This is a genomic window from Serratia sp. CY74737, from assembly GCF_052166775.1.
GTDB classification, from domain to species: domain Bacteria; phylum Pseudomonadota; class Gammaproteobacteria; order Enterobacterales; family Enterobacteriaceae; genus Serratia; species Serratia ureilytica.
On the sequence record NZ_JBJNOF010000006.1, the window covers coordinates 185,723 to 198,933 of the forward strand.

The 13,211-nt window shown below is 61.1% G+C and carries 14 protein-coding genes and 1 other RNA gene; 6 read left to right on the forward strand and 9 right to left on the reverse strand.

The features are described 5' to 3' along the window. Window positions 1-2 precede the first annotated feature (2 nt). The 3 genes from arcB (at window position 3) to mtgA (ending at window position 3,961) form a co-directional block, all read left to right on the forward strand. Window positions 3-2,342 carry an aerobic respiration two-component sensor histidine kinase ArcB gene (gene arcB, locus ACJ8PE_RS10315; RefSeq protein WP_033644509.1) on the forward strand — a complete coding sequence of 780 codons (2,340 nt, stop codon included), beginning with the start codon at window positions 3-5 and terminating at the stop codon, window positions 2,340-2,342. Window positions 2,343-2,579: 237 nt separating this feature from the next. Further along, window positions 2,580-3,233 carry an isoprenoid biosynthesis glyoxalase ElbB gene (elbB, locus tag ACJ8PE_RS10320; RefSeq protein ID WP_033644510.1) on the forward strand — a complete coding sequence of 218 codons (654 nt, stop codon included), beginning with the start codon at window positions 2,580-2,582 and terminating at the stop codon, window positions 3,231-3,233. After that, window positions 3,230-3,961: a monofunctional biosynthetic peptidoglycan transglycosylase gene (gene mtgA / locus ACJ8PE_RS10325; protein WP_197759904.1), complete on the forward strand. Its 732-nt coding sequence runs from the start codon at window positions 3,230-3,232 to the stop codon at window positions 3,959-3,961. Before elbB ends, mtgA begins: the two co-directional genes overlap by 4 nt. A gap of 39 nt (window positions 3,962-4,000) precedes the next feature. Here mtgA and dolP read toward each other — a convergent pair whose 3' ends face one another. The 4 genes from dolP to ACJ8PE_RS10345 are packed head-to-tail and all read right to left on the reverse strand — an operon-like array spanning window position 4,001 to window position 7,617. After that, entirely contained in the window at window positions 4,001-4,576 is a 576-nt protein-coding gene (gene dolP, locus ACJ8PE_RS10330) for a division/outer membrane stress-associated lipid-binding lipoprotein (protein ID WP_021505102.1), read from the reverse strand. 9 nt (window positions 4,577-4,585) lie between these two features. Continuing rightward, window positions 4,586-5,176 carry a DnaA initiator-associating protein DiaA gene (gene diaA, locus ACJ8PE_RS10335; RefSeq protein WP_004937103.1) on the reverse strand — a complete coding sequence of 197 codons (591 nt, stop codon included), beginning with the start codon at window positions 5,174-5,176 and terminating at the stop codon, window positions 4,586-4,588. 51 nt (window positions 5,177-5,227) lie between these two features. After that, window positions 5,228-5,581, reverse strand: a complete 354-nt coding sequence (locus ACJ8PE_RS10340) for a YraN family protein (protein ID WP_089192279.1) — start codon at window positions 5,579-5,581, stop codon at window positions 5,228-5,230. After that, complete coding sequence (locus ACJ8PE_RS10345; RefSeq protein ID WP_197759905.1) at window positions 5,578-7,617, reverse strand: penicillin-binding protein activator; 2,040 nt, start codon at window positions 7,615-7,617, stop codon at window positions 5,578-5,580. The genes ACJ8PE_RS10340 and ACJ8PE_RS10345 overlap by 4 nt, the downstream gene beginning before the upstream one ends. Before the next feature lie 62 nt (window positions 7,618-7,679). On the opposite strand from ACJ8PE_RS10345, the gene rsmI reads away from it, so the two are divergent. After that, the gene (gene rsmI, locus ACJ8PE_RS10350; protein ID WP_004937108.1) at window positions 7,680-8,543 is read left to right on the forward strand and encodes a 16S rRNA (cytidine(1402)-2'-O)-methyltransferase; all 864 of its coding nucleotides are present in this window, start codon (window positions 7,680-7,682) and stop codon (window positions 8,541-8,543) included. Between the two features lie 41 nt (window positions 8,544-8,584). After that, window positions 8,585-8,962: RNase P RNA component class A (gene rnpB, locus ACJ8PE_RS10355), an RNA gene on the forward strand. A gap of 57 nt (window positions 8,963-9,019) precedes the next feature. Here rnpB and ACJ8PE_RS10360 read toward each other — a convergent pair. Next, window positions 9,020-9,721: a pirin family protein gene (locus ACJ8PE_RS10360; RefSeq protein ID WP_197759906.1), complete on the reverse strand. Its 702-nt coding sequence runs from the start codon at window positions 9,719-9,721 to the stop codon at window positions 9,020-9,022. 107 nt (window positions 9,722-9,828) lie between these two features. On the opposite strand from ACJ8PE_RS10360, the gene ACJ8PE_RS10365 reads away from it, so the two are divergent. After that, window positions 9,829-10,725 (forward strand): LysR family transcriptional regulator, encoded by an 897-nt coding sequence (locus ACJ8PE_RS10365; protein WP_004937113.1) that lies wholly within the window; start codon window positions 9,829-9,831, stop codon window positions 10,723-10,725. A gap of 51 nt (window positions 10,726-10,776) precedes the next feature. Here the strand turns inward: ACJ8PE_RS10365 and ACJ8PE_RS10370 are convergent, their stop codons facing one another. From ACJ8PE_RS10370 to ACJ8PE_RS10385, 4 genes are all read right to left on the reverse strand, one after another. Next, window positions 10,777-11,763, reverse strand: coding sequence for a glutathione S-transferase family protein (locus tag ACJ8PE_RS10370; protein ID WP_141972430.1), 987 nt, complete (start codon window positions 11,761-11,763; stop codon window positions 10,777-10,779). 70 nt (window positions 11,764-11,833) lie between these two features. Continuing rightward, complete coding sequence (locus ACJ8PE_RS10375; protein ID WP_033644519.1) at window positions 11,834-12,229, reverse strand: DoxX family protein; 396 nt, start codon at window positions 12,227-12,229, stop codon at window positions 11,834-11,836. Window positions 12,230-12,524: 295 nt separating this feature from the next. After that, window positions 12,525-12,812 (reverse strand): YqjK-like family protein, encoded by a 288-nt coding sequence (locus ACJ8PE_RS10380; protein ID WP_033644520.1) that lies wholly within the window; start codon window positions 12,810-12,812, stop codon window positions 12,525-12,527. Beyond that, on the reverse strand, window positions 12,809-13,210 hold the full coding sequence (locus ACJ8PE_RS10385) for a phage holin family protein (protein ID WP_015379160.1): 402 nt from the start codon (window positions 13,208-13,210) through the stop codon (window positions 12,809-12,811). The genes ACJ8PE_RS10380 and ACJ8PE_RS10385 overlap by 4 nt, the downstream gene beginning before the upstream one ends. Window position 13,211: the final 1 nt, after the last annotated feature.

A 13,211-nucleotide genomic window follows, 5' to 3' on the forward strand; every position in this document is an offset into this window, starting at 1 on the left:
CTATGAAGCAAATCCGGGTGTTGGCCCAGTACTACGTTGATTTAATGGTGAAACTGGGGTTGGTGCGCTTCTCGCTGCTGCTGGCCTCGGCGCTGGTGGTGCTGGCGATGGTGGTGCAGATGGCGGTGACCATGCTGCTGCGCGGCGAAGTGGAAAGCATCGACGTGGTGCGTTCAATCTTCTTCGGTCTGTTGATCACCCCGTGGGCGGTCTACTTTCTCTCGGTGGTGGTGGAACAGTTGGAAGAGTCGCGCCAACGGCTGGCGCGGCTGGTGGACAAGCTGGAGGAAATGCGCCACCGCGATCTGGAGCTCAATCAGCAGCTTAAGGACAATATCAGCCAGCTGAATCAGGAGATCGCCGACCGTATCAAAGCGGAAGAAGAGCGCCTGCAGGTGATGGAAAAGCTGACGGAAGAGATGGAGCAGCGCGAGCAGGCGCAGATTGAGCTGGGCCAGCAATCGGCGCTGCTGCGTTCCTTCCTCGATGCCTCGCCGGATTTGGTCTACTACCGCAACGAAGACAAAGAGTTTTCCGGCTGTAACCGCGCGATGGAACTGCTGACCGGCAAGAGCGAGAAACAGCTGATCGGCCTGACGCCGTTCGACGTCTACGGCCAGGAGATCGCCGAAAAGGTCATTGAGACCGATGAGAAGGTGTTCCGCCACAACGTTTCGCTGACCTACGAACAATGGCTGGTGTATCCCGACGGCCGCAAGGCCTGTTTCGAGCTGCGCAAGGTCCCGTTTTACGACCGGGTGGGCAAACGCCACGGGCTGATGGGCTTCGGCCGCGATATTACCGAGCGTAAGCGCTACCAGGATGCGCTGGAGAACGCCAGCAGGGAGAAGACCACCTTTATCTCCACGATCAGCCACGAGCTGCGTACGCCGCTTAACGGCATCGTCGGCCTGAGCCGCATTTTGCTCGATACCGAGCTGAACGACGAGCAGCTGAAATACCTGAAGACCATTCACGTCAGCGCCATCACCCTCGGCAATATCTTCAACGACATTATCGAAATGGACAAGCTCGAGCGGCGCAAGGTGCAGCTCGACAACCAGCCGGTGGACTTCACCGGCTTCCTGGCGGATCTGGAGAATCTCTCGGGCCTGCTGGCGCAGCCTAAAGGGCTGCAGTTCATCATGGAGCCGCAGACGCCGCTGCCGCAGCAGATCGTGACCGACGGCACGCGCCTGCGGCAGATCTTGTGGAACCTGATCGGCAACGCGGTGAAATTTACCCAGCAGGGGCAAATTGTGGTACGCGTGCGGCGCGAGGCGCAGGAGAAGCTGGTGTTCGAAGTGGAAGACTCGGGCATGGGCATCCCGCAGGACGAGCAGGACAAGATTTTCGCCATGTATTATCAGGTGAAAGATCAGCGCGGCGGCCGTCCGGCCACCGGCACCGGCATCGGGCTGGCGGTCTCCAAACGGCTGGCGCAAAGCATGGGTGGCGACATTACCGTGCGCAGCGAACAAGGGCACGGTTCTTGCTTCACTTTGACCATCAAGGCGCCGGCGGTGCAGGAAGCCGTCAGCGCGGCGCCGGAGGAAGAGGAGCTGCCGTTGCCGGCGCTGCACATTCTGCTGGTGGAAGATATCGAACTGAACGTGATCGTGGCGCGCTCGGTGCTGGAGAAGTTGGGCAACAGCGTCGAGGTGGCGATGAACGGCCACGACGCGCTGGCGATGTTCGATCCGGACGAGTTCGATCTGGTGCTGCTGGACATCCAACTGCCGGACATGACCGGGCTGGATATCGCCCGGGCGCTGCGTGAGCGTTACGCCGGACAGGCGCTGCCGCCGTTGGTGGCCCTGACCGCCAACGTGCTGAAAGACAAAAAAGAGTATCTCGAGGCGGGCATGGACGATGTGCTGAGCAAGCCGCTGTCGGTGCCGGCGCTGACCAAGGTCATCAAACACTATTGGGATCATCAACCTTCTCACACTTCTAAGAAAACGGAGCACAAGGCGATGCAGATTAATGAGTCGTTACTCGATACCGCGATGCTGGAGCAGTACATGGACCTGGTTGGCCCGCAGTTGATCCATCAAAGTCTGGAGATGTTCGAACAGATGATGCCGGGTTATCTGGCGGTGCTGGATTCCAACATGACGGCGCGCGATCAGAAAGGCATCACCGAGGAAGGGCACAAGATCAAGGGCGCCGCCGGTTCGGTCGGCCTGCGTCACCTGCAGCAGTTGGCGCAACAGATTCAAACGCCGACGCTGCCGGCCTGGTGGGATAACGTGCAGGACTGGGTAGATGAGCTGAAGCAAGAGTGGCGCAACGACGTGCAGGTACTGCGGGCTTGGGTAGAGAACGCTGAAAAAAAATGACCCCGACGTGAGCCGGGGTGCGCGAATATTGCGCCAACACCAGGGAAATTGTGAACCTGCGTATTGGTTTCAGTGTTCTGGTCGAGCAGGTTGTAGCGAATTCCTAAACATCATACAGCCAACAACATAGCAAATGTAAGCGCTCTTGTTAGAAGATTCATTAAAATGTGTGATGTAGATTAGTGTTTGTCAACTCCGAGCACGAACCAGTTGACAGCAGCGACAGGAGGAAGAGTGATGAAAAAGGTGGGTGTAGTCCTCAGCGGCAGCGGCGTTTATGACGGTACGGAGATCCACGAAGCGGTGCTGACGCTGCTGGCGCTGGACCGTGCAGGCGCGCAGGCGGTGTGTTTTGCGCCTGATAAACCGCAACGCCATGTTATTAATCACTTATCTGGTGAGGAGATGGCGGAATCGCGCAACGTCCTGATTGAATCGGCGCGCATTGCCCGCGGCGCAGTGCAGCCGTTGGCGCTGGCTGAGGCCGCGCAGCTGGATGCGCTGATTGTGCCCGGCGGCTTTGGCGCCGCCAAGAATCTCAGCAATTTCGCCGAGGCCGGCGCGGAATGTTGGGTCGATGAAGCGTTGGCGCGTCTGACGCGCGAGATGCATAAGGCCAACAAACCAATTGGCCTGATGTGCATCGCACCGGCGCTGTTGCCGAAGCTGCTCGATCAACAAGCGCGGCTGACCATTGGCAACGATCCCGACCTGGGAGAAGTGATTGACGCCATGGGCGGCGAGCCGGTGATTTGCCCGGTGGACGACATCGTGGTGGACAGCGAGCACAAAATCGTGACCACGCCAGCCTATATGCTGGCGCCGTCGATCGCGCAGGCGGCCGTCGGCATCGATAAACTGGTGGCGCGGGTGCTGGAACTGGCTGAATGAGCAAATCGGTCGGCGGATGGCGGCGGCTGCGTCCGTGGTATTGGCTGAAACGCGGCGTCATCGCGATTATCGGCCTGTGGGTGTTGGGCATTGTGGCCTTCGCCTTCCTGCCGGTGCCGTTTTCCGCCGTGATGGTGGAGCGGCAGATCGGCGCCTGGCTGAGCGGCGACTTCGGCTACGTCGCTCATTCGGACTGGGTGTCGATGGACGACATTTCGCCGCAGATGGCGCTGGCGGTGATGGCGGCGGAAGATCAGAAGTTTCCAGACCATTGGGGCTTCGATGTGGCGGCCATTGAAAAGGCGCTCAGCCACAACGAGAAGCGCCCGACGCGCATCCGCGGCGCGTCCACGCTGTCGCAGCAAACCGCCAAGAATCTGTTTCTGTGGGATGGCCGCAGCTGGCTGCGCAAAGGGCTGGAGGCCGGGCTGACGTCGGGCATCGAGCTGGTGTGGACCAAGCGACGCATTCTGACGGTGTATCTGAACATCGTGGAGTTCGGCGATGGGGTGTTCGGCGTGGAAGAGGCTTCACAGCGCTTTTTCCATAAGCCGGCCAAGCGCCTGACCGCGGCCGAAGCGGCGCTGCTGGCGGCGGTATTGCCGAATCCGCACCGCTTCAGGGCCGATGCGCCGTCCGGTTATGTGGTGCAGCGTCAACAGTGGATTATGCGCCAGATGCGCCAGTTGGGTGGGGAAGGTTTCCTGAAAGAGAACAAGCTGGATTAAACGGGCGGGAACGGCACGGCGCCGCTCCCGCCAGGCGGATTATTTCACATAGGTAAAGGCGGTGGTGACGTGCTTCACGCCGCTGACCTGGCTGGCGATCTGCGCCGCCGACTGCCCTTCCTGCTGAGTGACCAGGCCCAGCAAGAACACTTCGCCGTTTTCGGTGGTGACTTTCACGTTGGACGATTTCACCGTATCGCTGGTCAACAGCTGCGAACGCACTTTGGTGGTGATCCAGGTGTCGGAGGACGCGGTGCTCAGGCTGACCGGCGTGCCCTGGCGAATTTCGTTATACACTTCGGTCGTGCCTTCCACGCCCATGGCGATCTGCTTGGCGCGCGCGGTGAGATCGGCGTTAGGCGACTGGCCGGTCAACAGCACCTTGCCCTGATAGGCGGTGGCGACCACCCGGGCCTCTTTCTTCAACTGCTGGTCTTTGCTCAGGGCGCTTTCTACCCTGGCTTCCAGCGTGCCGTCATCCACCTGGGTCCCTACGCTACGCGGGTCGGTGGCGGTTTTGGTGGCGACGGCTGCACTGCCGACGACGACGCCGGCGATACAGCCTTGCAACAGCAGGGCGCTGGACAGCACTGCAAATGTGGCTTTTAGCTTCATCTCAGTTCCTTAATCGTCCTGGTGGGGGAATAACGTATTGTCTATCAGGTCGCACAGGCAGTTTACGGTCAGCATATGCATTTCCTGAATGCGCGAACTGCGGTGCGACGGGATGCGGATCTCGACATCCTGTTGGCCGAGCAACCCGGCCAGCTCACCGCCGTCGTAGCCGGTGAGCGCGACGATGGTCATATCGCGGGTCACGGCCGCTTCGACCGCTTTCACAATATCACGGCTGTTGCCGCGGGTGGAAATCGCCAGCAGCACGTCGCCGGTGTGCCCGAGCGCGCGCACCTGCTTGGCGTACACTTCGTCGTGCAGGCGATCGTTGCTGATCGCGGTCAGCACCACGTTGTCGGCGTTGAGGGCGATGGCCGGCAGGCTGGGGCGCTCGGTTTCAAAACGGTTGATCATGCTGGCGGCGAAGTGCTGTGCGTTGGCGGCCGAAGTGCCGTTGCCGCAGCACAGGATTTTGTTGCCGTTGAGTAAGGATTGAACCAGCGTCATCGCAGCGCGGGAAATGGCATCCGGCAGTGCTTCCGCCGCCGCGATCTGGGTTTGGATGCTTTCGGTAAAACAGACTTTAATTCTATCCAGCACGTTGTATTAATCCACTAAGTCAAAGGGCCGGTCTGCGCCGCAAAACCCCAATTAATCCGCATTGAAGGCGTTGGGTATCCATTCTAACTGGCTACCGGTAATGGCCAAAACATCAAAACGGCAAGATGATGTGTCAAAACTGGCGCCGCGCCCCGCCAGCCAGACGGCGGCGGCGTGCAGCAACCGCTGTTGTTTGCGAGAGGTAACGCTGGCGGCCGCGCCGCCGAAGGCGTCGTTGCGGCGGTAGCGCACTTCGACGAACACCCAGGTGGCGCCGTCGCGCATGATGAGGTCGAGCTCGCCGCCGCGCACCGCAACGTTGGCGGCGCAGAAGGTGAGCCCGGCGCGTTCCAGATGACGGCGGGCCAGTAACTCATAGCCCGCCCCGGCGGCGCGTGGGTTCAAGAGACCGGCACGACCGTACCCTGACGATATTGCAGCCAAGGCAGCTTGCGGTTGATCACGCAGTTCGGCGACGCGCTCAGCGTGCCGGTGGTGCCGGAAACCTGGAAGCCCGGCAGCTGGCGCATTTCAGCAAAGTGGTTGGCCAATGTCCAGGCATCCATCCCCATCGCATACAGGCGCACCAGCGAGTAATCGTTGCGGAAACGCGCGCTGGCCTGCTGCAACAACTGAGGGTTTGAGCCCGCCAGCAGAGGGATATCGCTGAACTGCAGACCTTCCATTTCCAGACGGAAGTCCGGGCCGGCGCCGGCCTGGTAGCTGCGCGAGCTGGCGTACATCGCCGGTTTGCCGCGCGAGCTGGTGGCCATGTCGATCATCGGTTTGATCAGCGTCAGTTGGGACTGGGTAGCGACGATATACACCGCGTCGACGCTGCCGCCGGTAGCGGCGGGCACGTCGCTCGGCGGCGCCGGAATGGTCAGCCCGGCGATGGTTACGCTCTGCGGCGCCGGGGCGCTCGACATCGGCGTGCCGGTCATGCGGATGCCGCCGCTGTTCACCATCTGGCGCAGTTCACCGGCGGAGCCGATGTCCTGACGCAGCACGGTTTGCCCGCCTTGCTTCTGCCATTCCTGGTTAAAGGCCTTGGCGACGCGATCGCCGAAGGCGCCGCGCGGCACCAGCAGCAGCGGTTGACGTTTCTGTTGTTCCCAGATGTGGCGGGCGGCGTCGCGCGCTTCATCTTCCGGCGACAGGGCGAAGTAACAGATGTTCAGATTGTCCTTCGGCGTTTCGGGCTGGTTGAGCGCCAGCACGTTCAGCGTGGTGGTGCTGGCGGACAGCTGATCGACGTTCTCTTTCAGCAGCGGCCCGACCACCAGAGTGGCGCCATCCTGCTGCGCCTGGCTCAGCAAGGCGGCCAGCGGCTGGCTGGTGGTGTCGTACACTTTGACCTGCGCATTAGCGGCCTGCAGCGGCGTTATCGGCGCGCTGGACGGCGCAGCGGGTTGCGCGGCGGTCACGGCCGGCTGGCTCTCTTGCGCCGAAGGGCTGACCGCGCCGTTGGCGTTGATGTCACCGGCAGCGGCCTGATCGGCCGGCGCCGTTTGGGCCGGCGTGCCGGCCGGTTGCGCGGCTTGAGGCTGCGGCGCCGGCAGGGAACCGCCGTTTTTCGCCGCTTCGAACCCTTGCTGGATGGCGTCGGCGAACACTTTCGCCTGGCCGTTCAACGGCAGCAACAGGGCGATTTTCGAGGTGGAGGCCTGGGTGAAGTTCAGCACCTGGTTCAGGCGAGCCGGCAGCGTTTTGGCCGCCGGGTTCTTCGGATAACGGTTCTGCCAGTCTTTGATGCCGGCCTTCAGCAGATCGGGATCCTGCTTGTTGTCCTGATAGACGCGCAGCAGATCCAGCCAGCCTTGCAGCACGTTCTCGTCGGCGTTGATCACCAGGCTGTTCATCTCCTGCGGCGTCAGCTGCAGCAGGGCCTGCCAGGTTTGATCCAGATTGTCCTGGTGCGCCTTGCCGGTCAGCAACGGCTCCTGAGCGATATAGGCGCGGATCAGCGGCAGCGATGCTTTGCCCTGATTGGCGGCGATCTGCGCCTGGTAGTAGCGCACCTTTTGATTCGGCGACAGCGCACCGCTGTCCAGGTGGCCCAGCGTGCTGCGGGCGCTGACGTAGCTCTTGTTGGCGATCTGCAGTTCGGCGGTCAGCAACTGGCGTTCGGTCTGCTGTGCGCCGCTGAGGTTTTTCGGCAGCTGATTCAACTGGTCGCCGGCCTGCGGCAGTTTTCCTTCACGCAGCAAGGCGCGAATAGCAAGTAATTGCCAGTCAGCCTTGTTATCATCGCTGCTTTGCTGCAACTGCTGCAGGTAGTAATCGGAGCTGGCGCTCGCTTCGTCCTGTATATTGGCGGGCGGCGTTTGCGGGGCCCGACTCGGACAGCCTGCCAGGAAAAGGGCGGCCGCGATGACTGCGGTAAGTCGGACAGGCTTGGAACGCCCTGCTTTGGTACGAACGAATGTTGAGGAAAGCATACTGTATCCAGTGATGTTTTTTTCAAGATGCTCAATATTAAATCGGCAACCCGGATGAAACAATGAATCAACACCAACAATCAGTCATTTCTGCATCAACGCTGTATGTGGTGCCCACCCCAATCGGCAATCTGGGCGATATTACCCACCGCGCGTTAGAGGTACTGAAAAGCGTTGATCTGATCGCGGCGGAAGACACGCGCCATACCGGATTGCTGCTGCAACACTTCGCGATCAACGCGCGTCTGTTCGCGCTGCACGACCACAACGAACAGCAAAAGGCCGATCAGCTGCTGGCGAAACTGCAGGAAGGCCAGAGCATCGCGCTGGTTTCCGACGCCGGCACGCCGCTGATCAACGATCCCGGTTATCACCTGGTGCGCCGCTGCCGCGAGGCCGGCATTCGCGTGGTGCCGCTGCCGGGCGCCTGCGCCGCCACTACCGCGCTGTGCGCCGCGGGCGTCGCTTCCGACCGTTTCTGCTACGAAGGTTTTCTGCCGGCGAAAACCAAGGGGCGCAAGGATACGCTGATGGCGCTGGCGGAGGAACCGCGCACGCTGATTTTCTACGAATCCACTCACCGCCTGTTGGAAAGTCTGCAGGACATGGTCACCGTTTGGGGCCCGCAGCGTTATGTCGTGCTGGCGCGCGAGCTGACCAAAACCTGGGAATCCATCCACGGCGCGCCGGTGGGTGAGCTGCTGGCGTGGGTGCAGGAAGATGAAGTGCGCCGCCGCGGCGAAATGGTGCTGATCGTCGAAGGCCACAAGGCGCAGGAGGATGCGCTGCCGCTTGAGGCGCTGCGCACGCTGGCGCTGCTGCAAAAAGAGTTGCCGTTGAAAAAGGCGGCGGCGCTGGCGGCGGAAATCCACGGCGTGAAGAAAAATGCGCTGTATAAGCACGCGCTGGAGCAACAACAGCCGTAAAGCGGTTGACCTGCCGCCGCCGCGACGCTACTATCCGCGCCGGAGTTGACCAGACAGTCGCCGCTTCATTGCCGTCCTCTTCGGGGAGACAGATGGAGGGGAGGAAAGTCCGGGCTCCATAGGGCAGGGTGCCAGGTAACGCCTGGGAGGCGCAAGCCTACGACTAGTGCAACAGAGAGCAAACCGCCGATGGCCCGCGCAAGCGGGATCAGGTAAGGGTGAAAGGGTGCGGTAAGAGCGCACCGCGCGGCTGGCAACAGTTCGTGGCACGGTAAACTCCACCCGGAGCAAGGCCAAATAGGGGTTCACATGGTACGGCCCGTACTGAACCCGGGTAGGCTGCTTGAGCCAGTGAGCGATTGCTGGCCTAGAGGAATGACTGTCCACGACAGAACCCGGCTTACCGGTCAACTCCCTCGACAAAAGAAAACCCCGCGCAACGTCAGTTGCGCGGGGTTTTTCGTTTACCGGCCGGTTTACACCGGCAGGTCAATCAGCAGTGCGCGCAGCGGCGTCTCGGCGCGGATCGTCAGGCGATTCTCCTCGCGCACGAAGGCGCCGTCGCCGCAGGTCAGGCGTTGTTCCTCGTGGCGCTCGCCGGTGGCGGCGATGGTGCCGTGAATCGACTGCAAATAGGCGCGTGGCCCGTTAATCGTCAGCGTTTGTTCTTCGCCCGGCTGCAGATCGAGATGGTGGATCCAAACCTGCTGGCGCAGCTGCAGGCTGCCCTGCGCGCCGTCCGGCGAGGCCAGCAGCAGATTGCCTGCCGCCGGCAGCGTCAGGCGCTGCACCCGCTCGTTGTTACGTTCCGGGCAGGCGTCCAGCCACAGCTGCAGGCGGGTGAGCGGCGTATCGCTGCTGACGTTCTGCTCGCTGTAGCTCAGGCCCGGGTGGGTGGCCAACAGCAACGCTTCGCCGGCTTTAACGCGCGTGGTGTTGCCGTCGCTGTCGCGGTATTCCGCCTCGCCCTGCAGGATCAGGTTCAGGATATCCACGTTGGGATAGGTGCGCGGCTGGAACGACGCGCCCGGCGCCAGCACCTCCTGATTCAACACCCGCAGCGACGCGTAGCCCATCAGTTTGGGATCGAAGTAGTGACCAAAGGAAAAGGTGTAGCGAGCCTGCAGCCAACCAAAGTCAGCTTGCCCGCATTGTTGTGCTGTTCTGCATGTAATCATGGCAATCGGCTCTCTAAATTCATTATCCAAATGGTAAGCATCTGGACGTCGGATTGTTAGCCAGTTAATCTGGTCGGCATATTCAAATTTCCTGACAGAGGGATGCGATGGCCAGAGATCGGGCGCTCACGCTTGAGGCACTAAGGGTGATGGATGCAATCGACCGGCGCGGCAGCTTCGCCGCGGCCGCCGACGAATTGGGCCGGGTGCCGTCGGCACTCAGCTACACCATGCAAAAATTGGAAGAAGAATTGGACGTGGTGCTGTTCGACCGTTCGGGCCACCGCACCAAGTTCACCAATGTGGGGCGCATGTTGCTGGAACGCGGGCGGGTGCTGCTGGAAGCGGCCGACAAGCTGACCACCGACGCCGAGGCGCTGGCGCGCGGTTGGGAAACTCACCTGACCATCGTCAGCGAAGCGCTGTCGCCGCCGAGCCTGCTGTTCCCGCTGGTGGACAAGCTGGCGCTGAAGGCCAACACCCAGGTGTCGATTTTCACCGAGGTGCTGGCGGGCGCCTGGGAGCGGCTGGAGCAGGGGCGCGCCGACATCGTGATCGCGCCGGACATGCATTTTCGCGCGTCGTCGGAGATCAACACCCGCAAACTGTATAAGGTGATGAGCGTTTACGTCGCCGCGCCGGATCATCCTATCCACCAGGAGCCGGAGCCGCTGTCCGAGGTGACCCGCGTGAAATACCGCGGCATCGCGGTGGCGGATACCGCCCGCGAGCGCCCGGTGTTGACCGTGCAGCTGCTGGATAAGCAGCAGCGTCTGACGGTGAGCACCATCGAAGACAAGCGTCTGGCGCTGCTGGCCGGGTTAGGAGTGGCGACCATGCCGTATCCGATGGTGGAGAAAGATATCGAAGCCGGGCGGCTGCGCGTGGTCGGGCCGGAATACAGCCGCGAAGCCGATATCATCATGGCCTGGCGGCGCGACAGCATGGGGGAGGCGAAAGCCTGGTTCCTGCGCGAAATTCCGCGCCTGTTCGCGCAGCGTTAACGTCGGTTGGATGAGATCCCCTTGCCGGGCGGCAAGGGGATTTTTTTCGCCTTAACCGAAGCGCTGGTCGCGGCCGTGTGGCTCGTCCAGATCCTGCGCCGGCCCGATGGAAATGATGCCGTGCGGGTTGATGGTGGCGTGGCTGCGGTAGTAGTGGTTGCGAATGTGCGGCAGGCTGACCGTCTCGGCGATGCCCGGCATCTGGTAGATGTCGCGCAGGAAGCCGTACAGATTGAGGTAGTCGCTGATGCGGTGTTTGTCGCACTTGAAGTGGGTGACGTACACCGGATCGAAACGCACCAGCGTGGTCCACAGACGCAGATCGGCTTCGGTCAGCCGATCGCCGGTCAGGTAACGATGCTGCCCCAGGATCTGCTCCAGGCGTTCCAGCGCGTTGAATACCCCGTTGACCGCTTCGTCATAGGCTTCCTGGCTGGTGGCAAAACCGGCCTTGTACACGCCGTTGTTCACTTGATCGTAAATCCAACCGTTAAGCTCATCGATCTTGCCGCGCAGCGCGGTCGGGTAGTAGTCGCCTGCCCGAGCGCCGACGCCGTCAAACGCGCTGTTGAACATGCGGATGATGTCGGCGGACTCGTTGCTGACGATGGTTTGCCGCTGTTTATCCCACAGCACCGGTACGGTCACGCGCCCGCTGTAGTGCGGATCGGCCCGCAGGTAGATCTGGTACAGGAAGTCGGCGTGATACAGCGGATCGCCGGTGGTTTCAGGAAAATCCTGGCCGAAGGTCCAGCCGTTTTCCAGCATCAGCGGGTGCACCACCGAGACCGGAATGATCTGCTCCAGCCCTTTCAGTTTGCGCATCAGCAGCGTGCGATGCGCCCAGGGGCAGGCGAGAGAAACGTACAGGTGATAACGGCCCGCTTCGGCCTGGAAGCCGCCCGCGCCGTGTTCGCCCGGCTGACCGTCGGCGGTCACCCAATTGCGAAACTGAGCGGTTGAACGTTTGAAACGGCCGCCGGTAGATTTCGTGTCATACCAGATGTCTTGCCAAACGCCATCGACGAGTTGTCCCATGGGAATCTCCTTGGTGTCCGAGTGAAAAACGACAGGGCCCGGCATGCCGGGCCCTGAATGACAGTTTAGATTACCATTTCTTGTTCAGAAGGCGGTCGATGCTGAAGCCGCCCGGGCCTGCGACCGCCAACACGATGAAGCCGCCGGCGATGGTCAGGTTTTTCATGAACATCAGCTGGTTTACTTCGTTCGCAAAATCAGTGTGGAACAGCAGCGCGGTCAGGATGGTGAAACCGGCGGTGAACAGCGCCACGGTGCGGGTCAGGAAACCGAACAGGATCGCCAGACCGCCGCCAAATTCCAGCAGGATGGTCAGCGGCAGCAAGAAGCCAGGCACGCCCATCGATTGCATGTACTGTTGGGTACCGGCGTAGGCGTCACCCATTTTGCCGTAGCCTGCCACGATAAACAGGATTGGCATCAGAATACGAGCAACCAACAAACCTGTATCTTCTAATTTTTTCATCATCTACTCCAAAGTGTTTTTGTATGCCTGTTCGGCGGAAGCCATGTCAACGAGCGGTATATCAGGACGTTCGCCCTGTCCGGCTCGTATCGTATTGATGGAGTGAATGTTAAGCGGGAAGTGCTCAGGTTGTTAGCAAGTAAAACTGTCGTAATTTTTCAAAAAATCTGAATCTTTAGCGTGCTAATAAAATGCCGCCGATCAGCAGGTTGCCCGGCCCCGGGGTTGGACGCGTTGTATCAAGGGAGAAAATGCGGGCAGAGCAACAGGAGGTTTGAAGGAAAGACCAAGCGGCTTACTTGGCGGAAAACGTCTTTTTAAACAGACGGATAGCGCTCCAGGCGCCGAAAGCGCGACGCGACCAGCGGATCATCTTGCTGGGATGGCGGATGCCGTACAGCGCCATGACGCTGGAACCGAGCACCAGATAGCGGCGCAGGCCAAACACCGTTTGCCAGCCGCGGTCGATGCGTTCGGTCTTTTCCAGCCACAGGGACTTGTTTTCGGCCAGATCCAGACGCTGTTGCTGGATCTGCCGAATCAGCCTCTCTTTTTTCCATTCCAGATAGCGGCGGCGGCTCATGGCTCTCGCTCCAGTTCGGCGCGATCGAGCTCCAGTTGCTTGCGCGTGGCGCCCAGCAGCGTGGTGCGACGGGCCTTGACCAGCGTCCAGATGGTGCCGACCACGGCCAGGAACAGCAGCACGCCGGTTGTTGCGCCCAGCGCCACCAGCCGGTAGACCGGATCGATGGCCCAGAAGATCAGGATCAGCAGGCTCATCAAACCGAAGGCGGTGAACAGCAGCGTCATGCCGGCCATGATCAGCAGCTGAATGAGGTTGGCTTTCTCCTCTTCCAGCTCGACTACCGCCAGCCGGACACGGGTTTCCACCATGCCGACCAGGATCGTGATGATGCGCTGACCGATATCCAGGACCCCTTTAGCGGGGCCCTGCGCGCGCACTTGCGGTTGTTCAGCCATG